General features: G+C 57.4%; 19 protein-coding genes. 10 read left to right on the top strand and 9 right to left on the bottom strand.

From position 1 onward, the window contains the following. Position 1: 1 nt before the first annotated feature. Positions 2–1,174, top strand: a complete 1,173-nt coding sequence (locus tag QCD60_RS10085) for a GGDEF domain-containing protein (RefSeq protein WP_279784824.1) — start codon at positions 2–4, stop codon at positions 1,172–1,174. Positions 1,175–1,281: 107 nt separating this feature from the next. Here the strand turns inward: QCD60_RS10085 and QCD60_RS10080 are convergent, their stop codons facing one another. The 5 genes from QCD60_RS10080 to QCD60_RS10060 form a co-directional block, all read right to left on the bottom strand. Beyond that, positions 1,282–2,667 carry a TRAP transporter large permease subunit gene (locus QCD60_RS10080; protein WP_110186442.1) on the bottom strand — a complete coding sequence of 462 codons (1,386 nt, stop codon included), beginning with the start codon at positions 2,665–2,667 and terminating at the stop codon, positions 1,282–1,284. After that, complete coding sequence (locus QCD60_RS10075) at positions 2,664–3,215, bottom strand: TRAP transporter small permease subunit (protein ID WP_279784821.1); 552 nt, start codon at positions 3,213–3,215, stop codon at positions 2,664–2,666. The genes QCD60_RS10080 and QCD60_RS10075 overlap by 4 nt, the downstream gene beginning before the upstream one ends. 336 nt (positions 3,216–3,551) lie before the next feature. Next, positions 3,552–4,874: an MFS transporter gene (locus QCD60_RS10070; RefSeq protein WP_279784819.1), complete on the bottom strand. Its 1,323-nt coding sequence runs from the start codon at positions 4,872–4,874 to the stop codon at positions 3,552–3,554. A 242-nt stretch (positions 4,875–5,116) separates the two neighbouring features. Further along, a complete protein-coding gene (locus QCD60_RS10065) occupies positions 5,117–6,445 on the bottom strand; it encodes a sigma-54 dependent transcriptional regulator (RefSeq protein WP_279784817.1) in 1,329 nt (442 codons plus the stop codon). Then, positions 6,442–8,268 (bottom strand): ATP-binding protein, encoded by a 1,827-nt coding sequence (locus QCD60_RS10060; RefSeq protein WP_279784815.1) that lies wholly within the window; start codon positions 8,266–8,268, stop codon positions 6,442–6,444. Before QCD60_RS10060 ends, QCD60_RS10065 begins: the two co-directional genes overlap by 4 nt. 427 nt (positions 8,269–8,695) lie before the next feature. On the opposite strand from QCD60_RS10060, the gene QCD60_RS10055 reads away from it, so the two are divergent. From QCD60_RS10055 to uvrD, 3 genes are all read left to right on the top strand, one after another. Continuing rightward, positions 8,696–9,859 (top strand): HNH endonuclease signature motif containing protein, encoded by a 1,164-nt coding sequence (locus tag QCD60_RS10055; protein ID WP_279784813.1) that lies wholly within the window; start codon positions 8,696–8,698, stop codon positions 9,857–9,859. 144 nt (positions 9,860–10,003) lie between these two features. Beyond that, the gene (locus tag QCD60_RS10050; protein ID WP_279784810.1) at positions 10,004–10,651 is read left to right on the top strand and encodes a LysE family translocator; all 648 of its coding nucleotides are present in this window, start codon (positions 10,004–10,006) and stop codon (positions 10,649–10,651) included. Positions 10,652–11,240: 589 nt separating this feature from the next. Then, positions 11,241–13,433: a DNA helicase II gene (gene uvrD, locus QCD60_RS10045; protein WP_279784808.1), complete on the top strand. Its 2,193-nt coding sequence runs from the start codon at positions 11,241–11,243 to the stop codon at positions 13,431–13,433. 128 nt (positions 13,434–13,561) lie between these two features. Here uvrD and QCD60_RS10040 read toward each other — a convergent pair whose 3' ends face one another. From QCD60_RS10040 to QCD60_RS10030, 3 genes are all read right to left on the bottom strand, one after another. Further along, positions 13,562–13,891: a TfoX/Sxy family protein gene (locus QCD60_RS10040; protein ID WP_279784806.1), complete on the bottom strand. Its 330-nt coding sequence runs from the start codon at positions 13,889–13,891 to the stop codon at positions 13,562–13,564. Next, on the bottom strand, positions 13,855–14,649 hold the full coding sequence (locus QCD60_RS10035; protein WP_279784804.1) for a site-2 protease family protein: 795 nt from the start codon (positions 14,647–14,649) through the stop codon (positions 13,855–13,857). Before QCD60_RS10035 ends, QCD60_RS10040 begins: the two co-directional genes overlap by 37 nt. 189 nt (positions 14,650–14,838) lie before the next feature. Beyond that, positions 14,839–15,483: a TetR family transcriptional regulator gene (locus tag QCD60_RS10030; protein ID WP_279784802.1), complete on the bottom strand. Its 645-nt coding sequence runs from the start codon at positions 15,481–15,483 to the stop codon at positions 14,839–14,841. 401 nt (positions 15,484–15,884) lie between these two features. On the opposite strand from QCD60_RS10030, the gene QCD60_RS10025 reads away from it, so the two are divergent. Beyond that, complete coding sequence (locus tag QCD60_RS10025; RefSeq protein ID WP_279784800.1) at positions 15,885–16,274, top strand: hypothetical protein; 390 nt, start codon at positions 15,885–15,887, stop codon at positions 16,272–16,274. Between the two features lie 186 nt (positions 16,275–16,460). Next, a complete protein-coding gene (locus QCD60_RS10020) occupies positions 16,461–17,846 on the top strand; it encodes an SLC13 family permease (RefSeq protein WP_279784798.1) in 1,386 nt (461 codons plus the stop codon). Between the two features lie 41 nt (positions 17,847–17,887). On the opposite strand, the gene mtnK is transcribed toward QCD60_RS10020, so the two are convergent. Further along, on the bottom strand, positions 17,888–19,099 hold the full coding sequence (gene mtnK, locus QCD60_RS10015; protein WP_279784796.1) for an S-methyl-5-thioribose kinase: 1,212 nt from the start codon (positions 19,097–19,099) through the stop codon (positions 17,888–17,890). 263 nt (positions 19,100–19,362) lie between these two features. On the opposite strand from mtnK, the gene mtnA reads away from it, so the two are divergent. The 4 genes from mtnA (at position 19,363) to QCD60_RS09995 (ending at position 23,565) form a co-directional block, all read left to right on the top strand. Next, on the top strand, positions 19,363–20,391 hold the full coding sequence (gene mtnA / locus QCD60_RS10010; RefSeq protein ID WP_104155067.1) for an S-methyl-5-thioribose-1-phosphate isomerase: 1,029 nt from the start codon (positions 19,363–19,365) through the stop codon (positions 20,389–20,391). A gap of 167 nt (positions 20,392–20,558) precedes the next feature. Next, positions 20,559–21,293, top strand: coding sequence for a DUF3750 domain-containing protein (locus QCD60_RS10005; RefSeq protein WP_279784794.1), 735 nt, complete (start codon positions 20,559–20,561; stop codon positions 21,291–21,293). Positions 21,294–21,568: 275 nt separating this feature from the next. After that, the gene (locus tag QCD60_RS10000; RefSeq protein WP_279784792.1) at positions 21,569–22,600 is read left to right on the top strand and encodes an ABC transporter substrate-binding protein; all 1,032 of its coding nucleotides are present in this window, start codon (positions 21,569–21,571) and stop codon (positions 22,598–22,600) included. A gap of 110 nt (positions 22,601–22,710) precedes the next feature. Then, positions 22,711–23,565 (top strand): ABC transporter ATP-binding protein, encoded by an 855-nt coding sequence (locus QCD60_RS09995; protein ID WP_279784790.1) that lies wholly within the window; start codon positions 22,711–22,713, stop codon positions 23,563–23,565. Positions 23,566–23,596: the final 31 nt, after the last annotated feature.

Below are 23,596 nucleotides of genomic sequence, written 5' to 3'. Positions count from 1 at the left end.
AGTGGATAAGCTGCAGCGTATACCCTGGCAGGGCAGCTCACGCCTGAGCCTTGGGCTGCTGTTCGGGGTCATCGCTATCTCGGCAGCCATCATTATTACCAGCCTGATGCTGGTGATTGACCAGGGCCGTTCGCTGGCGCAGCCCAACGATCCTCATTCCCTGTGGAAGGGCTACAACCTGCAGCACAATATCCGCCGTCTGGACGCCATGCTGCAGCAGCCCACCCCGGAGGCGCAGGTACTGACCCAGCTGCGGGTGCTGCAGAGCCAGATCACCCTGCTCAACATGAATACCCCGTTTGAATACATGCCCGTGCTGGGGGCGCAGGCCCGGCAGGATCTGCTGGCCCTGCAGCAGCAGGTTAAAGGCTGGGTGACGGCGATGAGCACGGGCGATACCGCACCGGTGCTGGATGAGATTCGCCGGAAACTGCCCGACAGTCTGCAGAGCATCCATCGCATGATGAATGTCATCGAGAACGCCAACACCAATCGCAATGATGAGCACCGCCAGCATATGCTGGCCTATTTTGACCACCTGACCTGGCTGCTGCTGGGGCTGGCCGTGGGTGGCAGCCTGCTGGTGGGCTACCTGCTGATGTTTATCCTGCGTCTGCGTCGTCTGCGTAACCATCTCGAAGAGACCAATCACAGTCTTGAACGCCGGGTGGAGGAACGTACCCGCGAGCTGAGCATTCTGGCCAGCATGGACATGCTCACCGGGCTGTATAACCGCCGTACCTTTATCGAGCGTACCAACCACTGGCTGGCTCAGCATGATGACGGTGGTGCCGTGCTGATGCTGGACCTCGACCACTTCAAGCAGATCAATGACAACTATGGTCATCAGGCCGGTGACAAGGCACTGAAGTACGTGGCCCGGTTAATGAAGGAGCAGCTCCGGGATAAGGGGCTGTTTGGCCGCATGGGCGGCGAAGAGTTTGCCATCCTGCTGTTTGCGGTGGATGAGCAGCAGGCGCTGGCCACGGCAGAAGCCTTGCGTCTGGGCATCAGCCAGCTGCAATGCCGCTTTGATGACGTCTTGATCCCGCTCAGCGCCAGTGTCGGTATCGCCCTGCGCGAGAGTGACCGCCATATTGATCCGTTACTGGCACGTGCCGATAAGGCGTTGTACCGCGCCAAGCATGAAGGACGTAACCGCGTCGTCGCCTAGCAGGCAGACAGCATACGCCGCCGTTCTGTACCCAGAGTGACTGTTAAAACCAGAAACGCACAAGGCCAGCATGATGCTGGCCTTGTTTGTTTGCGGTAGTCGTTGGGTCAGTTATTGCCGTACACCAGATGCGGCAGCCAGGTGGCCAGAGAAGGCCAGGCTGACAGCAGGCCCAGCATCAGCAGCTGGATAAAGATAAACGGAATCACACCTTTGTAGATGGTACCGGTGGAAATGCTGTCCGGCGCCACGCCACGCAGATAGAACAGTGCAAAGCCGAACGGCGGCGTGAGGAAGGACGTCTGCAGGTTGATGGCAAACATGATGCCCAGCCAGATCGGATCAATGCCCATCATCAGCAGTACCGGTGCGACGATAGGGACCACGACGAAAGTGATTTCCATAAAGTCGAGGAAGAAGCCGAGGAAGAACATCACCAGCATGACGATGATCATCGCGCCGACTTCGCCACCGGGCAGGTTGTGCAGGAAGTCGCGGACCAGATCATCGCCACCGTAGCCACGGAACACCAGCGAGAATACCGCCGCGCCGACCAGGATCATGAATACCATGGAGCTGACCTGGGTGGTGCTGCGCATGACGTCCTTCAGAATCGGCCAGCTCAGGTTGCGGCGGAAGGCTGACAGCACCACTGCACCAATGGCACCGACCGAAGCGGCTTCGGTGGGGGTGGCCAGACCACCGAGAATGGAACCCAGCACCAGCACCACCAGCAACAGCGGCGGAATCAGTACCTTGAAGATGCGGGTGCCCAGATCGTTCACCTTGCCACGCTCTTCTGCCGGAATGGCCGGTACGCTGTCCGGGTCAACGACGGACTTGAATATCAGATAGCCGATATAGCCGACCACCAGCAGCAGGCCGGGGATCAGCGCGCCGAGGAACAGATCACCAACCGTGACTGACTTGGGTGAGTAGATACCCATGTCCAGCTGAGCCTGCTGATAAGCAGAAGAAATCACATCGCCCAGCAGTACCAGCACGATGGAAGGCGGAATGATCTGGCCGAGGGTGCCCGAGGCACAGATGACGCCGGTCGCCACCTTCGGATCATAACCACGGCGGACCATGGTTGGCAGTGACAGCAGACCCATGGTGACCACGGTCGCGCCGACGATACCGGTACTGGCGGCCAGCAGCATGCCGACGATGCACACGGAAATGCCGAGGCCACCGCGCATGGGGCCAAACAGCAGCGCCATGGTATCGAGCAGTTCCTCGGCTATCTTGGCCTTTTCCAGCATCACGCCCATGAACACGAACAGCGGCACGGCAATCAGGGTTTCATTGCCCATGACACCGAAAATACGGTTGGGCACCGCCTCAAGGAAGGCAGGGTCAAACAGATCAAAAACATAGCCGATACCGGCAAACAGCAGGCCGGTGCCGGCCAGAGAAATAGCGACCGGATAACCGATCAGCAAAATAACAACCGCTGCAGCGAACAGCAGCAATGACATGATTTCGCTCATACCATGGGCTCCTGTTCCACAACCAGATGGGCCTTGCCGGTAATCACCAGCAGGTCACGCAGCAACTCACCGATACCCTGAATGATGATCAGGATGGGCATGGCGATCTGTGCGGTCTTGAGGAGGTAGCGGAACGGAATGCCACCGGCTTCCTGCGAGGCTTCCTTGATGGCCCAGGAGGCGGCAACGTAATCCCAGGAGACCCAGAGGAAGAAGATGCACACCGGCATCAGCATGAACAGGTTGCCGAACACGTTGACCCAGGCCTTGCCGCGTTCAGACAGGGGGCGATAGATGATGTCGACGCGCACATGGCCGTCGTGCTTGAGGGTATAGGCCGCCCCCAGCAGAAACACAAAGGAGTGCATATAGATCACGGACTCCTGCACGGCCACGTTACCCATGTTGAACAGGTAACGCATCACCACGATGACAAAGGTGACCAGCACCATCGCCAGGGTGAGCCATGAGATGGCACGTCCTGTGACCTCACTGAAGCAGTCGATTCCTCTGACCACCCGTACCAGCGGATTGTTGTCTTTATTCATAAGGCTTCATTAGTTGTCGTTGTTATTGAAGGAGCAGCAAGTGTCGCAGAACAGCCAACTGACCGGCGGGCCAGGTTGTCATCTGCAGGCAAACAGCATGCCATAGCTGAACAGCTGCTGCCTATCCCCTGTCAGCATCCTGAGCTGGGGTCTCCCGGACGCCGCTGTATCGAACCGGCGTGTCAGAAGACATGCCGTTAAGCTTAATAGCTTGGCGTGATTTTGCCTGCACAACTTTTGGGGAAGACGAAGAGAAGGGAAGCGGGCAGAGGCGTGACGGGGCACGCCGGAGTGAAGCGCGCCGTGTGGCCGGCGCGCGCAGATCGTTTTCTGTTCTCAGTCGCTATCAATCAGCGAGTTACTGCGGGTGTCCTTCATGCTGATATAGACCAGCAGGGAAATGGCGATACAGCCGGTCACATACCAGTAGTAACCGCTTTCCATGCCGATGCTCTTGAAGTACAGAGCAATGTATTCAGCTGTGCCGCCAAAGATTGATACCGTCAGGGCATAGGGCAGACCCACGCCCAGAGCACGAATTTCGGTGGGGAACAGCTCGGCTTTCACTACGGCGTTGATCGAGGTGTAGAAGCTGACAATCAGCAGTGCCGCCATGATCAGGAAGAAGGCGCCCCACCAGGTACTGATATTGTGCAGGGTACTGAGGATGGGGTAGGTGAACAGCGTACCCATCACGCCGAAGGCGATCAGTATCGGGCGGCGGCCAATCTTGTCAGACAGTCCACCGATCACCGGTTGTATCACCATGAACAGGAACAGCGTGGCGGCAGAGATCAGGGTCGAGTCGCTTTTGCTCATGCCCACCGAGTTGACCAGATATTTCTGCATATAGGTGGTGTAGGTGTAGAACGCCAGGGTACCACCCATGGTCAGGCCCACGACGGTCAGTAACTCTTTCGGGTGCTTTATCAGCAGCGCCATGGTGCTGGTCTTGGGCTTGTCGCTCTGCTTCTTGGTGAAGGACTCGGTCTCCGCCATATCACGACGCAGCAGCATGGCCACCACCGCACACAGGGCGCCGATCACAAAAGGAATACGCCAGCCCCAGCTTTCCAGCTGCGCGCTGGTGAGGAACACCTGCTGCAGCAGAATCAGTACCCCCAGCGCCAGCAGCTGGCCGGAAATCAGCGTCACGTACTGGAAGCTTGAGTAGAACCCGCGACGCTCTTTGGTTGCCATCTCGGACAGATAGGTCGCCGAAGTGCCGTATTCACCGCCGACCGACAGGCCCTGCAGCAGCCGCGCCAGCACCAGCAGGATCGGTGCACCGATGCCGATAGTCTCATAGCTCGGGGTCAGGGCGATGATCAGTGAGCCAAGGCACATGATCCATACCGACAGCAGCAGTGCCGATTTGCGGCCCTTGCGGTCGGCGTAGAGGCCCATCAGCCAGCCACCCAGCGGGCGCATCAGGAAGCCGATGGCAAAGATGGCGGCGGTATTGAGCAGCTGGGCGGTGAGATCGCCCTTGGGAAAGAACGCCTTGGCAAAATACAGGGAAAACGCCGAGTACACATACCAGTCGTACCATTCGACCATGTTGCCGATGGAGCCACTGAAAATGGATTTGATGCGTTGTGAGGTGGTGCGGGGTGCTGCAGATGCAGCCGTACCCTGAGTGGAAAGGGTGCTGTCCATCAGAAGTCCTCTGGATTCTTGTCGTTGTTGTGGGTCTGCCAGCGAGGGCGTGAAGACCCCAGAGCACAGCCCGTGCCAGAGTTAAATTTCTTTTATATTCAAATGGTTATGGGTTAATGGTGGGTGCGGATAAGCAATAATCCGCTTACGCTCAGGACGCTGTCGGCGGATTTTTGCTTATAGATCGTAGGGTCAGGCAAGCGTTGAACAGGTCGCCGATGAAAAGAGAGGAGGAAGAGTGACTATTCCGGCAGGAAATCACCGCGGTTAAGGCCGTGACGCTGCATCTTCTCGTTGAGCGTACGGCGTGGCAGGTCCAGCTCGGCCATCACTGCCTGGATATTGCCGTGATGCTGGCGCAGGGCATCGCGCAGGCAGGTGGCCTCAAACTGTTCCATCCGGCTGCTCAGACTGGTACCGCTGTGGCTGGCAGGCCGCGGGCTGGCCAGCCCCAGTACCTGCCGTTCGGCCGCATTGGCCAGCTCGCGTACATTACCCGGCCAGTCGTGGGCCAGCAGTGCCGCGAAATCCTCGCCCTCCAGCGTGGGGCAGGGGCGTTGCAGATGCGCTGCCGCCAGCTGACAGAAATGACGGAACAGCAGCGGAATATCGTCTTTGCGCTCACGCAGCGGCGGTAACTGCAGTTCGGCGATATTCAGCCGGTACACCAGATCTTCGCGAAAGCGCCCGGCCCGCGCTTCTTCCAGCAGGTCCGGTTTAGTGGCGGCGATGATGCGCAGATCAACAGCAATACTCTGATTACTACCCAGACGTTCCAGCTGACGCTCCTGAATAACCCGTAACAGCTTGACCTGCTGAGCCAGCGGCAGGCTTTCAATTTCATCCAGAAACAGGGTGCCGCCGCTGGCGTGCTCCAGCTTGCCGATGCGTTTGCCCTGAGCGCCGGTAAAGGCGCCGGCTTCGTGACCGAACAGCTCCGATTCGAACAGGTTTTCCGGTATGGCGGCGCAGTTGAGGGCGACAAAAGGCTTGTCACGGCGGGGGCTGAAGTCATGCAGGCAGCGGGCGACCAGCTCCTTGCCACTGCCGGTTTCACCGCGAATCAGCACATTCACCGGCGTCGGCGCAAGTGTCAGCAGCTGGCGGCGCAACTCGACCACCGCTGGCGAGCTGCCGAGCAGACGGTGAGCTATATCCGTCTGTGCGGCGCTGGACTGCTGCAACTGGCGCAGGCTAAGCACCAGCCGGCGTTTTTCCAGCGCCCGGCGCAGGGCATCGAGCAGACGCTCGGGGGTAAAGGGTTTCTCGATAAAGTCATAGGCGCCCTGCTGCAGGGCAGCGACTGCCATCGGTACGTCACCGTGGCCGGTGACCAGAATCACCGGCAGATCGCTGTCGATGGCCCGCACCGCCTGCTGCAGCGCCAGCCCATCCATTCCGGCCATGCGCACATCGCTGACCACCACGCCGTCAAAGTCCGGCTGCAGTTCAGCCAGTGCCTCTTCGGCCCGCTGATACAGGGTGACCGCAAAGCCGGACAGCTGCAGCCACTGCGCTACCGCATCACGGATGGCGGCCTCATCGTCGATAAAGATCACATGTTGACTCATGGCAGCAGGCTCCGTTCGGCAGCAGGGGGATCACAGGCGGGCAGCCGCAGACTGAAGCAGGCGCCGTCTCCGCTGTTGCTGGCCAGCAGCTCTCCCCCCAGCTGATGCACGATGGCGTGGGAAATGGCCAGCCCCAGACCGAGGCCCGCGCCACTGGGCTTGGTGGTGAAAAACGGGTCAAACACCCGCGCCAGATCGCCTTCTGCCATCCCGCCGCCATTGTCCATCACGCTCAGACACCAGCTGGCGGGCTGGTCATCGGGCTGATGGATACGCAGTGATAGCTGCGGCATCGGGTGTTGCTGGGTGGCATCCAGTGCATTGCTGAGCAGATTGACCAGTACCTGTTCGAGGCGAATGGCATCGCCCTCGACCCAGGCCGTCAGCGGCAGATCGGTGGCGACCTGAATCTGGCGCTGGCGCAGCTGGGCGGACATCAGCAGCAGCGTCTGTTCCACCACCTGGGTCAGGTTCAGACGTTCACGCAGGCCATCCGGGCTGTGTCGGGCATAGCTTTTGAGGTGGCTGGTCAGGGCGGCCATGCGTTGCAGCAACAGGTCCAGCCGGCTGAGGGTCTGATGTGCCTCGTCCAGACGCTGATGATCCAGCAGCAGGCGCAGGCTGGCCAGCTCCATACGCTGGGCGGTCAGCGGCTGATTCAGTTCGTGCGCCAGCGCAGCTGACATCTGCCCCAGTGCGGCCAGCTTGGCGGCCTGCACCAGCCCATTCTGCGCGGTGCGCAGCGCGGCAGTGCGCTGCTCGACCAGCTGTTCCAGATCGGCCTGACTGCGTTGACGCAGCAAATACAGACGCCGTCGCTGCTGCAACCACAGCAGCAGAAACACCAGACTCAGCCAGGCCCCGGCTGCCGCCAGCCGTGCTGCGGTGACACCGGTAAGGCCGGGGTTCGGGTCACGCAGCAGATGCAGGGTCCAGCCGTCGTGAAGCAGCGGCTGTGACTGCCAAAGGTAGTCGCCCTGCTGGCCGTCGGGCAGACGCAGCTGCACACGCTGGCTGGACGGCCCCAGTGCCTGCTGAGTCAGCAGCTGCAAGGGTTGCAGCCTGACCTTGTCATACTGGCGGGTGGCCTGCAGCTCCTGTTCATCCCAGCTGCTCAGCGGTTTCAGGGTGCGGTAGCGCCAGTGCGGATGGTTAGCGATAAAGACGATGCCACGGGCATCGCTGACCAGCAGGATGTCCTGACTCTGCGCCCAGCTTTCTTCCAGTTCGGGAAACTCCAGTTTGACCACGATGGCGCCGAGAAAGCGGCCCTGCTCATCCATCACAGCGCTGGACAGAAAGTAACCGGGGATACCGCTGATCACGCCGACGCCATAGAAGCGGCCACTGCCGGTTTCCCGGGTTTGCAGGAAGTAGGGACGAAAGCCGTAGTTGTGATTGACGTAGCTGGTCGGCAGGCGCCAGTTACTGGCGGCGATGGCCAGACCGTCGGCGCGCATCAGTTCCAGCGTGGAAGAGTGCGCTGCGCTGTTGATGCGCTCCAGTTTGAGGTTGAGCCGCTGCTGTAACGCCGGGGTCAGGGGCTCACTGAGGGCCTGACGAATATCCGGATCAAGGGCCAGTACCGCGGGCAGACTGCGGAAGCGTTCGATCAGCGTAGTGAGCTGGCCTGCATAAAGCTGCAACTGCTCATCCAGCTGTACCGATTCCTTCTGCAGACTGGTGCGGGTCATATAGCGCCCGGCCAGATACATCACCCCCAGCATGGTCGCCAGCACCAGTGCGGTGATCAGCAGCAGAGACAGGGGGCGGCAGGGTGGAGACAGCGTCATGGGCAGTCGACTACAAAACAGGGGAGCCATAGCTTACCTGCAGCGGCAGGTGGCAGCCAGACGGAACGTATGCCATCAATTTGTCTGGGGAAAGGAGCTTTGTAAGCTGGGCTCTATTTATGCAACAAAGCTCAGATAGGCATCTAGAGTTCGCTTACTGCATCGATGTACCACCATATCGCTCTGGACAGATATGAGAAAGGAAGGCATCACCATGCTGCATACGTCATCCTTGAAAAATCTGGAAGAAGGTATACCTTTTGGATGATGTGTAGTTGCTTTAAATACCTTTTAATTACTTGCTTTTGTGTTGGTTAATTTATTTTCTCTTAAAAACAAAGTCTTACATGAATGTTTTTAAAATAAGGTTTTCTAAAAGGTATACCTTTTAATAATTGTTATGAGGTAGAAGACCTCATTAACACTCTGTTAGAGCAAAAGTGGAATTCGAGAATATATGATGGATCAGACATTGAATAAAAGAAGAATTCCGTCGGCTGCTATGCGGGCGAATCTGATTGCAAAATACAATAATAAATGTGCAATGTGCTCAATTTCTGGAGAGCAGATCCCTCTAGAAATGGCTTCGATTACGCCTCTTCATAAAGGCGGCAGCCTGACGGAGGAAAATTTCCTTCTGCTTTGCCCTAACTGCCATAGGTATATGGACATGGGGCCAAAAGAGATTGAGTTTGTAAGTTTCCTTTATCAAGTTCTTAAGGAAACTAGCCCTAATCAAAATATTCAACTCGAAGCGATAATTGGAGATACTCAAAGGGCAAGAGCAGACATTCTCATAGAGGATAGTCGGAAAGAGAAGACTCTTATTGAGTGCAAATCCAATAAAGCAATTACAAGGGGCCACAGCTCTAAAATAGTTGAACAGATTTTGGAATACGGCAAGCTTATAGGCGAATGCAAGAAAGTCCTTGCCATACCAGGTAGATTGCCAAACGAGATAAAGCAAAACTTTGAATCTAATGACATAGAGGTATGGGACGCAGACTATCTCATTAGGAATTTCAAAGCGGGTATACAAAAGGCTGATAGCAGCTACTTCAAAATGCTTTTAACTGCCATCGCTGGAGAGCAAGAAGGTAGTAGAGATCAAGATTTGCTCGGAAAGTTAAAGGCATGTAATCCGGGTCGTAAAGATTGCTACATATATCAGAGCCTCATTGGCGAAATCATAGAAGAACTATTTTGCCCTCCTCTTGATAAACCGATTCAAGAAGTTAACGATTTCACCAAGTCAAACCGAAGAGATTTCATTGTTCCCAATTATGCTACTGAAGGGTTTTGGTCATTTTTGCGCGAAAAATACTCCGCTGACTATGTTGTAGTAGATGCTAAAAACTACTCTAGAAAAGTTAGAAAGAGTGATGTCCTTCAAATCGCGAATTACCTAAAGCCTCATGGAGCGGGACTATTTGGAATAATCTTTTCTAGAAATGGCGGTGACTCTGCTGGTTGTTTGCACACCATTCGAGAACAGTGGATGGTACATCAAAAACTGATTCTTGTACTTGATGATACTGATGTAGAAAATATGCTTTTATCATCTGGCGGGGCCGCAGACTTAATCGGAGCAAAAATTGAAGAATTCAGGCTTTCTATGTAAATACTCTAAAAAAGCGCTGTTGTCGGACTGGTTTTTCGCTGCGCTACAAACCAGTCGCAAAGCACGGCGTTATAAGCGCTAATTAGGACGCTCGTAAGCTCACGCCTATTACGTGAGCGTTATATTTTACCAGAGAGGTATTGTATGGAATTAGGTACTTGGTTGCTTTATGTAAGTGTTATAGGGATATTGATATTCAGCCCAGGCCCATCAGCCTTATTATGTATATCTGAAGGCGTGAAATATGGAAATAGGAAAACGATTCCAACTATTCTTGGAGGTGCTGTTGCAGCTCTTGTCTTGATGTCTATTTCTGCTATTGGGCTTGGGGCTATTTTAGTTGCATCTAAGACTTTGTTTTTTGTTATTAAACTCGTGGGAGCATTTTATCTTATCTATTTAGGTTGGACATCTTGGAAAGAAGGATCAATTAAAGTTGAAACACATCTGGTTAATGAAAAACATCTAATCGATTATTCATTCTATTCTCTGTTTAGAAAGGGCTTTTTTGTAGGTATCAGTAACCCTAAAGATTTAATTTTCTTTATTGCGCTATTTCCTGGCTTTATGAATGCAGACTTACCTCCGCTAGAGCAATACTCTGTACTTGCATGTACTTGGTTTGTGATCGATTGTACATCCATGTTTATGTATGCTGGACTTGGTTCAAAAATTGGTCCTTGGCTATCCAGAACTAACACATTGAATTTAGTCAACCGCACTGTAGGAAGTTTATTTATAGTGCTAGGTGGCGCACTAGCGATTTCAACGGGACTGAGTAAAAAAATATAACAAGGCAATCAAAACGGACGCATTAAGGTTGGTCACGGTTTTTGCCAAAAGCAAAAGGTGGCAAAAACAGCACCAACCCACGTGCCATTTATTGCGGCGTTAGGAGTAAAGATGTCAGACGACAATTCGACTTCATGAGTTAATCTTGGATACTTATCCAAGCCTGTGGGCATTTCGACTCAAAAAGTTTTATCCGTTATTGGTGGATTTTTTGAACCATGACAAATAAAACGTGTCGCCAAGGCTGAAGCTGAAGCCAGTCTCATAAAAGAAAAGTCTGAAATTACTGAAATTCATCATCGTGCGATGCACTGGTTTGTTAAGAAAAAAGCAAATCGACAAGAAAATATGGAGGAAATGACAGACTCAGTTGTTAAAAAAATCCCCACAAAGACGGTGTAATTCCTTGGCTAAGGGTGACTTACAGGAAATACATTGGCATAGCCTGAGTATGCCCCTGACAACGTTCTTTGCCTCCCCATTCATTCGACACTGGCTGTAAATACAGTATGCTAACGGGCACTCTGAACTGTTCGCCCTGACGAACCGTACACTGACCCCAGCGAGAATACAGCGAGAGAGTAGTGCGATGGATGTTTCCCACCTGATTGACCGTCTTAACCCTCCCCAGCGTGAGGCCGTGTCGGCGCCGCTGCAAAGCCGGCTGGTGCTGGCCGGGGCCGGTAGCGGCAAGACCCGGGTGCTGGTACATCGCATTGCCTGGCTGATTCAGGTCGAGCAGATTTCTCCTTATGCCATCATGGCGGTGACCTTCACCAACAAGGCCGCCAAGGAAATGCGCAGCCGTATTGAAGCGCTGCTGGGCCTGACCCCGCGTGGTATGTGGGTCGGCACCTTCCACGGTCTGGCGCACCGCCTGTTGCGTGCCCATCACCGCGAAGCCAACCTGCCGGAAAACTTCCAGATTCTCGACAGTGATGACCAGTTGCGACTGGTCAAACGGATCTGCCGTGAGCTGAATCTGGATGAAAAGCGCTGGGACCCGAAAGAGCTGACCTGGTTTATCAACGCGCAGAAGGATGAAGGCCTGCGGCCACAGCATCTGGACAGCTACGGCGACAGCAGCTGGCAGACCCGCATCGACGTCTACAAAGCTTATGAAGAAGCCTGCCAGCGCGGCGGCATGGTGGACTTCGGCGAATTGCTGCTGCGCTCCCATGAGCTGTGGCTGAACCAGCCGGTGTTACTGCGCCATTATCAGCAGCGTTTTCAGGCCCTGCTGGTGGACGAGTTTCAGGACACCAACAAGATCCAGTACGCCTGGCTGCGGATGCTGGCCGGTGACCGCATGCCGGTGATGGCGGTGGGTGATGATGACCAGTCCATCTACGGCTGGCGTGGTGCTCGTATCGAGAATATCCAGAACTTCACCAGCGACTTCCCCGGCACCGAGATTATCCGGCTGGAGCAGAACTACCGCTCCACCGATACCATTCTGCAGGCGGCCAACGCGCTGATTGCCAACAATCAGGGGCGGATGGGCAAGCAGCTGTGGACCGACAGCGGCGAAGGCGAAAAGATTGCCGTCTACAGTGCGTTTAACGAACAGGAAGAAGCACGCTTTATCGTCGAACAGGCGGAAAAGTGGGCTGATCAGGGCGGTATGCGACAGGAAGTGGCGATACTGTACCGCTCCAACGCCCAGTCCCGGGTACTGGAGGAAGCGCTGGTGCGTGCTGGCGTGCCCTATCGTATCTACGGTGGCCAGCGCTTCTATGACCGTCTGGAAATCCGCAATGCGCTGGCCTATCTGCGACTGATGCAGAACCGTCATGACGATGCGGCGATGGAGCGGGTCATCAATGTGCCGACCCGTGGTATTGGCAGCAAGACGCTGGAAACCGTGCGTGATTATGCGCGCCAGCAGCAGGTGTCGTTATGGCAGGCGTCAGTGGAGGCCATCGAGCGCCGTCTGCTCAGTGGCCGCGCCGCCGGTGCGCTGTTGCCCTTTATCGAGCTGATCAATCAGCTGCAGCGTGACAGTGAAAATCTGGCCATGGCTGACACCATCGCCCTGATGCTGCAGCACAGCGGGCTGGTTGAGCATCACGAGAAAGACAAGGACAAGGGCGAGGCGCGCGCGGAGAACTTGCAGGAGCTGGTCAACGCGGCGCGGCAGTTCGAGCAGAGCTGGTCGCCGGATGAGGAAGATGAGGAGGCCGGGCTGACCGATGTGCTGGCCGCCTTTATCGATCAGGCAGCGCTGGATGCCGGCGATGCCCAGGCGGCGGAGTTCAGCGATTGCGTGCAGCTGATGACCCTGCACTCGGCCAAGGGGCTGGAGTTCCCGCTGGTATTCATGGCCGGGCTGGAAGAGAGCCTGTTCCCTCATTCCATGTCGATGGAAGACCCGCAGGGCCTCGAGGAAGAGCGCCGTCTCTGCTATGTCGGTATCACCCGGGCGCGGCAGAAGCTGTTTATGACCTGGGCCGAGTCACGCCGTTTCTATGGTCAGGAAGAGCGCCGCACTCATTCCCGCTTCCTGCGTGAAATCCCCGAACAGCTGCTGGAAGAAGTACGGCTGGGGGCCAGCATCCGCCGCCCGCTGTCGTTCCAGCGCCCGACGTCACCAAGCTTTGCTGAGGCTGAAGTACCGGCGACCGAGTTCTATCTTGGCCAGCGCGTTATCCACAGCACCTTTGGCGAAGGCATTCTGACCAATTTCGAGGGACAGGGCCCGAAGGCGCGAGTGGAAGTGAATTTCGATGATGTCGGCAGCAAGTGGCTGATCCTGTCGATGGCCAAACTGCAGGCGCTATAACCCGGCAGTGCTCTATCCCTGCATGAGCTATAGCAAAGCATTCACCCACTGAGCCGGTTTCGCCGTCGCTCAGTGCCTTTACGACCGGTCCCGCCATGGGGCGAGATCGGTCATTTATCAGAGCAGACTCAGGCGTCGCCGCTTTCCGCTGCGGTATGACTCATGCGCTGCCATTCCCGCCACTCCTCCAGCTCCATGAGCAGTCGTGCCTTTTCGCTGGCTGTCAGTGCCGTCCAGTGGCGCTGTTGCAGCCCGGCCGCCATAGCCCACAGCAGGTTAAGGCTGACCTTCATGCCAGCCTGCTCAAGCCGGTAATAAACGCCCACCGCACCCAGCCCGGCAATTTGTTCTGCCTGCGTGATGCCGATGGCGGCCAGCAGAGCCGCGGATTTGGGGCCGAGATTGGGCAGCAGGGTCATGCTCAGTGACGACCGATAAAGAGCCAGTAGGCCAGACATAGCAACAGGCCGATGACCCCCAGATAACCACTCCACAGGCTGCGCTTTGCCGACGCGCTGGCCACCTGCGGAAAGCCGCAGCGGGCACAATAGTCGGGCGGAGTCAGTGGTGCATGAGCGGTTGCACTGGCCTCCTCGCTGACGACGGGCTGATACGGGGTATGGCAGCGTTCACAGGCGTTGGGTTCTCCGCGCTGGTAGTACTGCCAGGCCTGCCAGAGCAGCAGGCCGATAATCACCAGCGTCCAGGTGCTGTGGAAAAAGTACAGGGCAGCCAGTGCCAGCAAGGCGCCCAGTGCCCATAGTTTGCGATTGAGCAGTTCGGTGATCTGGCCGCCATCCAGTGGTGGCAGCGGGATCAGATTGAGGGCATTGAGGAACAGGCCGATGACCGCCAGATACCAGGCTTCACGCCAGCCTGTCAGCTGAAACAGCAGAGCGCAGGCAATGGCAAACAGGGTGCCCAGCCCCGGGCCGCCAATGGCGAACCAGCCGCGCTGGAAAGGGGTCAGGGCGCCGCCACGATGCACGGTGACGCCACCAAAAAAGGGGATAAAGCGAATCTTGGCCACCAGCCCGGTCATTTTCCACAGCATCAGCATGTGTCCCAGTTCGTGGACAAAAATCACCAGTAACAACAGCAGGCCCGACTTGGGCGAGGTCAGCCAGGCAAAAGCCGCCCAGGTCAGAATGGCCGTGGTCAGGCTTTGCTGGTCCAGTGCCTGGCGCCAGGAGGGGGCAGTGGGGGTGGTGGCCATAGTCATTCCTTGCGATGCAAGCCAACGGCACAGGCCATCGGCAGAGGTGGCTTCGATTCTGCGTTGCACGGCAAGGCGAGTAAAGCCGTCTCAGGGTTAGCAATTGTGACAGAGGCGGGTGTCAGAAAGCGGCAGCAGGGAAGGATTACAGCGCGCCGTAGCGGGACGTGCGCGCTGATTTCAGCAGGCTCAGCTGATTTGCCACAGGCGCTGCAGGGCTGCATGAGCAGTGGGTACGAACGCGGGCTGCAGACGCTCAAGCTCTGGCGAACTCATGCCGCGCGCGCAGTGAGTCGGGTGCGACAGTTGCCACAGGCCGATCAGCAGGGCATAGGTTTGTAGCAGCATCTGCACGACCGCGTTCTCACGACGACCATCGTTGAACATCGGAATCAGCTGCTGTGCGGTACGGTGCAGGTTGTCGGAGATGGAGTGTTTGAAGGCAAACAGGATTTCGGTGGTGACGTTGGGTTCCAGCACACCGGTACTGAGGCAGGCCAGCTGCATCAGACGTGGGTGGGTGGCCAGATGATCACAGAGGGCGTCGACCACGGCCTGTGGCGAACCGGTTTCATTGGCTACCTCACACAGACGTTGTGTCCACTTGCCCAGTGCCTCTTCCAGCAGCGCCAGAAAGATCGCTTCTTTGGACGGGAAGTAGATGTAGATAGTGCCTTTGGCCAGCCCGCAGTCATTACTGATTTCGGCGATGGTGGGCAGTACGGTGGGATCCTGGGCGAACAGGCCTTCAGCTGCCTGCAGGATGCTCTGGCGACGCAGGGCCTTACCGGCTTTGCTGCGGGCACGGACATGAATAACGGGTTTATCAGACATGCTCATTCTTCTGGTGCTTAAGGAGGTGCCTGTCGAGTCCGGCTATCCCTGCCGACCGTTTGGCACTGTTGTCCATACTCTGTGGCCAACTGCGAAAACCGGTTCATTTTCTGGCCTGTTCGGAAGCCGGCTATTGTGCCTTTTTATTGCCTATAAGGAAACCTGATATGCAGGCGGTGGACACGTTTCAGTTTTGTCTGGAAATTTAGAGTTTGCTGACCAGAAATGCAGTGGTGTTCGTTGTCTTTGTGTCTTGATGCATTATCCTGTAGCCCATGTTACCGCCTGGAGCATGGCTGTGCCGGTTCGGGCCGCCCAGGACAGGTCCTGAAGAATGACAACATAGACTCCCTGGCCAGCGGGCTGGAGTGGTTAACAACAGTGCGAGGGAGAAACAGTCAATGTCGACGCCAGTGGGCCAAGCCCTGATCGAATGCAGTGTGCTGAACCTGTTCGGTGAGCGCAGCCAGCGCTACGTTCAGGATGATGTATTCCAGCTGTGGCAGTTCATGATGTATCACAAGCACGGCTTCCAGGTGGAAAATCCACAGCCCTGCCGCTGGTTGCCTCTGCTGCCGGGTGGCAGCAATGTGCCTGCCGGGCCGCTGGTCAACCGCGTGCAGCTGAGCCGCTGGGACGCCGAGCTGCAGAAGGTGCAGTTTATCGAGCGTTTCGTCAGTGCCGATGACACGGCCAAGGTCAGTGACCTGCTGCGCCGCCATTACAGTCCGGAACAGCTGGGCGGCTATCCGCTGGAGCTGAAGATCGAGCCGGGTTTCGTCAGTATCTGACACAGGCTGCAGGCTGACTAAAAAAGAACCGGAGTGATGACCTTACTCCGGTTTTTTGCTTTCTGCAGTGTCGCTTGCCTGTCCGGATCGTTGCGCGGGCCGTAGTGGCTGTTGCACAGTCTGCTGTGGTGATAGTGCTAGACTTCTGCTCCTGACTTCACTTCGCTCAGTCCAAGGACGGTTTCCATGTTCAGCCGCCTGTTTCTTGCCCTCATTCTGCTCGCCGCCGCCGCTTTGCTGCTGTTCCCGCCGCCGATGCTGAATCTGCTGCAGTCCCGTACGCTGGCCATCGTGCTGGTCACCCTGACCCTTTGGGCAAGCAGCGCCTTGCCGCAATACCTCACCAGTCTGCTGTTCTTTCTCGCCGCCATCCTGCTGCAGGTAGCTACGCCCGTCAGTGTCTTCAGCGGTTTTGCTTCGGCGGCATTCTGGCTGATTTTCGCCGGACTGGTGATTGGCATGGCCATTCGCTCTACTGGTCTGGGTGACCGGATGGCGGCCCTCCTCGGGCGGCATCTGGCGCACAGTTATACCTGGCTGATCTGTGGCCTGATGCTGTGCGGCACCCTGCTGGGGTTTGTCATGCCATCCTCTATGGGGCGAGCCGTGATGATGGTGCCGATTGCCATGGCACTGGCGGAGCGATGTGGCTTTGCCCCGGGGTCGCAGGGGCGGATTGGCGTTGCTCTGGCAGTGGCCTTTGGCTGCCACGTACCGACCTTTACCATCCTGCCGTCCAACATTCCCAATATGGTGCTGAGCGGCACGGCTGAAACTATCTATGGCGTGCACATCAGCTATACCGACTACCTGTGGCTGCATTTCCCGGTGCTGGGCCTGCTTAAGGCGGCGGTGATTGCGGCCCTGATTCTCTGGCGCTATCCGGCGCAGGTGGTCGCGCAGACGTCAGCTGTATCCGCTACGGCCAGCCATGATCCGGCATTGCAGCGACGCCTGAGCCTGATCTTGCTGGTGGCGCTGGGGTTCTGGCTGACCGACAGCCTGCATGGCATCAATCCGGCCTGGGTCGGGCTGGCGGCCGCCTGTCTGTTGCTGATGCCAAAGATCGGTATGGTCAGCGACAAGGAGCTGCAACAGCAGATGAACATCAGCATGCTGCTGTTTGTCGCCGGGGTGCTGGCGCTGGGAGCGCTGGTCAACAGTTCGGGGCTGGGCTCGGCCATTGCCGGAGCCATGATTGACTGGCTGCCGTTACGGCCGGGGGCGGATCTGCAGAACTTCCTGTCCCTGAGCGGACTGGCCTTTGTTACCGGGCTGATCGCCACGTTGCCCGGGGTGCCTGCGGTACTGACACCGATGGCGGGGGAGCTGGCACAGCACAGTGGCTGGACGGTGCCCATGGTGCTGATGACGCAGGTGGTGGGGTTTTCCACCATCCTCTTTCCCTATCAGTCGGGGCCGCTGATTGTGGGCATGCAGCTGTGCAAGGAGCCGCTGCGCGAGCTGCTGAAGATTACGGTGCCGCTGACAGTGATCAGTCTGCTGGTGCTGATACCGCTGGATTATCTGTGGTGGTGGCTGACCGGACAGTTCAGTGCTCTGAGTGGCTGAGGGAGAGCACAGGGGCGCCACAACGGCACCCCTGTTGCAGGTCAATACCTGACCTTGTCGACCAGCATGGCCAGCACATCGGCCATGTTGTCCAGTTCGTGGCGCTGCAGTACCAGCGCTTCACCCAGGATCAGTGCCTGCTCGGCGGCCTGCAGGCGCCGCTGTTCATCAGTAATGCTGTCCAGATCCTTGACGTGCGCCAGGCCCACTGTACGGCGGATCAGTTCACAACCGGCATAACCCAGGGTGTCCTGCCAGATGGCGCGCAGCAGGCGTGACTGCCAGCGCAAAGTGTTGAGGCTGGGGTCGCGGGTCGACTGGCTGAGATGCTCGCTGAAGCGTTCGGCAAAACCGCTCCACAGCTGATCAATACTTTCCAGCAGCCCGCTGCGGTAGGCATTGCGCTGCTCTTCGGCTGCCATCAACCCCCACTGACCACAGAAATTGAGCAGCATGTTGCCGATGAAGGAGCCAATGTCGAAGCCCATCGGGCCGTAGTAGGCAAACTCGGCATCAATCACCTTGGTGCTGTCCTGACGCACAAAGATGGAGCCGGCATGGACGTCACCGTGCAGCAGTGCCTGCGCTTCGGTGAGGAAGCGGAATTTCAGCTCAGCCACTTCCCCCTTCAGCGCCTCGTTGTGCCAGAGCGCTGCCGCCCGTGTTTCAAAGCCGGGGTAGACGTTGTTGCGTTCGTGGTCGCAGTAGGGGTCAAGAAAGAACAGGTCTTCGGTGATCTTGCACAGCTCAGGGTTGATGAACTGCGCCACCCGGGCCTTTTTCTGCTGCTGATCCAGATACAGATCAGAAGTGAAGAACAGGGTGTCGGCCAGAAAGCGGGCCATATCGTCGATCAGTCGGGGGAAGTGCTCACCGGCAACCATGGCCTGACGCAGGATGACGTGATCGGACAGGTCTTCCATGATGGTCACCGCCATCCCGGCATCATAGTGATAGATGGTCGGCACCAGCGCAGGGCACAACTCACTCTCGATCAGCATGGCTTCGGCCTCGATGCGGGCGCGGTCCAGCGTCAGTGGCCAGGATTCGCCGACGCAGCGGGCGTAGGGCAGAGCCTGCTTGACGATGGCACTGGCGCCACCGGGGTGGCTGACCTTGAACACCAGATTCAGGTTGCCATCACCAATTTCGCTGCAACTCAGGGTAGTCGGGTCGAGGCCTTCAAACAGGGAGGTATGCGCCACGGCATAGGCCAGGGCATCCTGGGGCTGAAAGGTCTTATACACTGCCATGGTATTGCCTTTTCGTTATGTCGTTATCGGTTTTTGGTTATAAGCGTCAGGGCTTATTAGAAGATATACGCTCTTCACAGCGAACGAAGAGCTTACCCTCTGCAATCGGTATTGGCGACTGATTAACGTTCATTTGTTTATCCAAGGTCGACATTGGGCAGCGTGCGGGCTTCTGCTATGGTTAATCCCCTACCGTCCGTGCGCCCATGGTGCCTCACCTGGGCATGCCGACTTCTTCAGGACGATGACGAGGACATGTGCCTATGAAAGATTTGCTGGCTACCAGCGTGAAGTATGAGCAGGGTCGCTTGTGGGTACTCGACCAGCACGCCTTGCCTCATCAGGAAAACTGGCTGCCGTGTGATTCGGTGGATGCCATGGTGGCGATGATTAAAGCCCTGCAGATTCGCGGTGCACCGCTGATCGGTGTCGGTGCCAGTCTGCTGCTGGCCCATCTGGCCGAGCAGGGGGCTGACCGCGAGCAGCTCGAGCAGGGCGCGCTGACACTGCGCGCAGCCCGGCCGACGGCAGTGAATCTGATGCACTGCATGGACCGCATGCTGACCTCATTGAAACAGAACGACCGCGTGGCGCTGGTGCGCACGGCCGAAGCCATCTTCGAGGAAGATATCAAACTCTGTAACCGCATCGCCGAGAACGGTGCGGCGTTATTTGGTTCAGGGCAGCGCCTGCTGACCCATTGCAACACCGGCCGGCTGGCCACTGCCGGTGCCGGTACGGCACTGGGTGTCATTTATAAGCTGGCGGAGCAGGGCAAGGCACCCCATGTCTGGGTGGATGAAACCCGTCCGCTGCTGCAGGGCGGCCGCCTGACGACCTGGGAGCTGGCCAAATATGGCATCAGCCACACCCTGCAGTGTGACAACATGGCGGGTATTCTGCTGCGCGATGGCAAGGTCGATGCGGTGCTGGTCGGCGCAGATCGCATCGCCCGCAACGGCGATTTCGCCAACAAGGTCGGCACCTACAGTCTGGCGGTGCTGGCACACTTCCATAAGGTGCCTTTCTACGTGGTAGCACCCTACACCACGGTGGATGTGGATTGTGCCGATGGCACGCAGATTCCGATTGAGCAGCGTGATGGTGCCGAAGTGCAGGGCGTCAGCGGCAGCTTCGGCAGCGTGGAATGGGCACCGGCAGACACCGAGGTGTTCAATCCGGCATTTGATGTCACACCGGCGGCACTGGTAACCGGCTGGATTCTCGATACCGGCATCTACAGTCAGGACGAGATTCGCAACGGCGCCTTGCTGGCACTGGAAGCGGCCTGATAGCGCACAGTCAGTCTGAGAACATAGATCAGTCTGGCGCCACGGTGTGCCCCTATCCTTTGCGGATAGAAGGCCGACCGTGGCTTGTTGTTTCTGGCCCATATGGAACTGCCAGCCCTTCATCCCTATAAAGCAGCTATGAACCTGACATGACCGGAGCGCCATGGATGCGACGTTACCTGCTTTATCCCCTGTTGTTTTTGCTGCTGTTACTGGCAGGACCGGCAGCCCTGCTGCTCAGTGGCCAGATTGATCTGCAGACCTCCTGGAGCAACGCGGACCGCAGTTCGGCGCAGCTGGCGCCCGATCCTGCCCGCACGCCGGAAGCGGTGGTGCAGGTCTACGCTGCCCGCGCCTATAACTGGCGTGGTGCCTTTGCGGTGCACAGCTGGATTGCCACCAAGGCGGCGAACGCCAGCCAGTATCGGGTGCGACAGGTCACCGGCTGGCGGCGGCCGACAGTGATTGACCGCTATGATGTGCCCGACCGTGCCTGGTTTGGCAGTCAGGCGCAGTTGCTGGGCGAGCTGCGCGGTGAGGCCGCAGCCCGTGCCATCACCGAGATCGACCGGTTGCTGCCAGGCTACCCCTATGCCGACGAGTACCGTGCCTGGCCGGGGCCTAATTCCAATACCTTTGTGGCCTGGGTGCTGCGCCGGGTGCCTGAACTGCAGGTAGCACTGCCGTCCAATGCGCTGGGCAAAGACTATCTGGGCCCGCAGCTGCTGGCAGCGACACCCAGTAAAAGTGGCTATCAGCTGTCTCTGGGCGGACTGTTTGGCGCCACGCTGGCCGCTCAGGAAGGGCTGGAGCTGAATGTGCTGGGACTGGTGGTCGGGCTCGACTGGCAGCAGCGGGCGATCAAGCTGCCGGGAATGGGTGAGGTACGCCTGCTACAGTGATCGTTTTTTTGCCAGATCTGCCATCGCCATTGACGATGGCAGCCTCGCCAATCACTGTTTTGCACACCCTGCGTCCCATTGCATGATGTTTTGGCCCGCCTTCAAGAGTTATCGAGCAGCACTCTTTTCTTGGACCGCGGGCTCTTGCCCTGTTTCCATGAGATCGGGCTGACGTCATCGTCCAGGCAGATGGACGGTACGGCAGAGGAAATGTGGGCAGGAAACCTCCCTCCGACTCAATTACTCCAATCAATAACAATAATGTGGAGACACCCATGAAGGCATTCGCATACGCCGCCGGTTCTATCGGCCTGGCCTGCGCTCTGATTTTCGGCGCTCCCGCCCAGGCAGAATCCAATCTGGAACAAACCAAAGTCAGCATCGCCGTGGGCGGTAAGACCCTGTTTTATTACCTGCCACTCACTATTGCCGAGCAGAAAGGCTTCTTCAAAGAAGAGGGGCTGGACGTGGAAATCAGTGATCTGAGCGGTGGCTCCAAAGCCCTGCAGGCACTGGTAGGGGGCAGTGCGGATGTGGTGTCAGGCTCCTATGAGCACACCATCAGCATGCAGGCCAAGGGCCAGGATATTGTGGCCTTCGTGGTGGAAGGCAATGCGCCGGGTATCGTACTGGGTGTTGCCAAAAGCAAAGCGGACAAGATTACCTCCGCCAAGGATCTCAAGGGGCTGAACATCGGCGTGACGGCACCCGGCTCCTCGACGCATATGTACGTCAAAACCCTGCTGGTGAAGGCTGGCCTCAGCCCGGATGATATTTCCGCCATCGGCGTGGGTGCCGGTGCCGGTGCGGTGGCTGCGCTGGAACACGGTGAAGTGGATGCCGTGGCCAACCTGGATCCGGTGATTGCCAAACTCGAAGCCGATGATGCCATCAAGGTAATGTATGACACCCGCACCAAGGCCGGTGTCGACGAAGTTTATGGTGGTGACTACCACGCCGCGGTGCTCTACACCAAGGCCAGCTATCTGCACGATAACCCTCACACCTCACAGGCACTGGCCAACGCCATTGTCCATGCGCTGAAGTGGATGGCATCCGCCACGCCCGAAGAAATCGTCAATACCGTGCCTGAAGCCTATTACGGTGGCGACAAGGCGCTCTATACCGCCGCATTGAAAGCGAACCTTGGCAGCTACAGTAAAACCGGTGAGTTCTCTGCAGAGGCGACTGAACACGTACTGGCCGTGCTCAAAGCCTTCGATGAAAAAGTGCAGAAAGCCACCATCGATCTGAGCAAGACCTACGACGACCAGTTCGCCAAAGCCGCCCAGTCGGCCGTCAAGTAATCTCTGCGCGCACCCCATGAAAGGTGGGGTGCCTGCTTCCTGAGTTTTGTTGTGAGTGCAGAACCCGCCATACCGTCATAGCGCTGGTGCCGTTCTGCCAGGAGCCTGACATGCCTGCAGTTGTCAAAGATCATCTCAGTCTGGTGCGCAACCAGCAGGGTGCCGCCAACAGTGCGGTATCGCTGAAAAGTATCACCTGTTCGTTTAATACCCCCAAAGGCGGTACCTATACCGCGGTCAAGGATATCTGTCTGGATGTCGGCGAGGCCGAGTTTGTCTCCGTCGTCGGGCCGACCGGCTGTGGTAAGTCGACCATTCTGAACAGTATTGCCGGTCTGCTACAGCCCACATCAGGTACGGTGGAAGTGTTTGGCCAGCCGTTGCAGGGCATTAACCGTGACGCTGGCTATATGTTTCAGGCCGATGCGCTGATGCCATGGCGCACCGCTTACGACAACGTGGTGGCCGGGCTGCAGTTTCGCGGCACGGAGCCGGAAGAAATGAAGCATCTGGGTCATCAGTGGCTGGACCGGGTGGGGCTGGGGCGCTTTGCCGACCGCTATCCGCACCAGATGTCCGGCGGTATGCGCAAACGGGTGGCCATGGCGCAGATGCTGATCCTCAACCCGAAGATCATTCTGATGGATGAGCCATTTTCCGCGCTGGATGTACAGACCCGTCAGCTGATGGAAAACGAACTGCTGGCACTGTGGTCAGCCAATCGCCGCTCGGCGGTGTTTATCACCCATGATCTGGAAGAAGCCATTGCCATGTCTGACCGGGTGGTGGTGCTGTCTGCCGGGCCGGCATCGCACATCATGGCAGAGTTTGAAATCACCCTCAGTCGCCCTCGTGATGTGGCTGAAATCCGCATGACGCCGGAGTTTCTCGATCTGCATCATCAGATCTGGGCCACCATGCGTGATGAGGTAATGAAGGGGTATCAGCAGAGTCAGCAGGGCTGACCGGCTGCCGCCATTAACGTACCGGGGCCGC

Source organism: Pokkaliibacter sp. MBI-7 (assembly GCF_029846635.1).
Classification (GTDB): domain Bacteria; phylum Pseudomonadota; class Gammaproteobacteria; order Pseudomonadales; family Balneatricaceae; genus Pokkaliibacter.
This window is presented reverse-complemented; position numbering and strand designations above follow the sequence as displayed.

Coding starts and splice junctions, on each gene's coding strand:
- QCD60_RS10080 (WP_110186442.1), bottom strand. CDS start 2,667: ATGAGCGAAATCATGTCATTGCTGCTGTTCGCTGCAGCGGTTGTTATT.
- QCD60_RS10075 (WP_279784821.1), bottom strand. CDS start 3,215: ATGAATAAAGACAACAATCCGCTGGTACGGGTGGTCAGAGGAATCGAC.
- QCD60_RS10070 (WP_279784819.1), bottom strand. CDS start 4,874: ATGGACAGCACCCTTTCCACTCAGGGTACGGCTGCATCTGCAGCACCC.
- QCD60_RS10065 (WP_279784817.1), bottom strand. CDS start 6,445: ATGAGTCAACATGTGATCTTTATCGACGATGAGGCCGCCATCCGTGAT.
- QCD60_RS10060 (WP_279784815.1), bottom strand. CDS start 8,268: ATGGCTCCCCTGTTTTGTAGTCGACTGCCCATGACGCTGTCTCCACCC.
- QCD60_RS10055 (WP_279784813.1), top strand. CDS start 8,696: ATGATGGATCAGACATTGAATAAAAGAAGAATTCCGTCGGCTGCTATG.
- QCD60_RS10050 (WP_279784810.1), top strand. CDS start 10,004: ATGGAATTAGGTACTTGGTTGCTTTATGTAAGTGTTATAGGGATATTG.
- uvrD (WP_279784808.1), top strand. CDS start 11,241: ATGGATGTTTCCCACCTGATTGACCGTCTTAACCCTCCCCAGCGTGAG.
- QCD60_RS10040 (WP_279784806.1), bottom strand. CDS start 13,891: ATGTCTGGCCTACTGGCTCTTTATCGGTCGTCACTGAGCATGACCCTG.
- QCD60_RS10035 (WP_279784804.1), bottom strand. CDS start 14,649: ATGGCCACCACCCCCACTGCCCCCTCCTGGCGCCAGGCACTGGACCAG.
- QCD60_RS10030 (WP_279784802.1), bottom strand. CDS start 15,483: ATGTCTGATAAACCCGTTATTCATGTCCGTGCCCGCAGCAAAGCCGGT.
- QCD60_RS10025 (WP_279784800.1), top strand. CDS start 15,885: ATGTCGACGCCAGTGGGCCAAGCCCTGATCGAATGCAGTGTGCTGAAC.
- QCD60_RS10020 (WP_279784798.1), top strand. CDS start 16,461: ATGTTCAGCCGCCTGTTTCTTGCCCTCATTCTGCTCGCCGCCGCCGCT.
- mtnK (WP_279784796.1), bottom strand. CDS start 19,099: ATGGCAGTGTATAAGACCTTTCAGCCCCAGGATGCCCTGGCCTATGCC.
- mtnA (WP_104155067.1), top strand. CDS start 19,363: ATGAAAGATTTGCTGGCTACCAGCGTGAAGTATGAGCAGGGTCGCTTG.
- QCD60_RS10005 (WP_279784794.1), top strand. CDS start 20,559: ATGCGACGTTACCTGCTTTATCCCCTGTTGTTTTTGCTGCTGTTACTG.
- QCD60_RS10000 (WP_279784792.1), top strand. CDS start 21,569: ATGAAGGCATTCGCATACGCCGCCGGTTCTATCGGCCTGGCCTGCGCT.
- QCD60_RS09995 (WP_279784790.1), top strand. CDS start 22,711: ATGCCTGCAGTTGTCAAAGATCATCTCAGTCTGGTGCGCAACCAGCAG.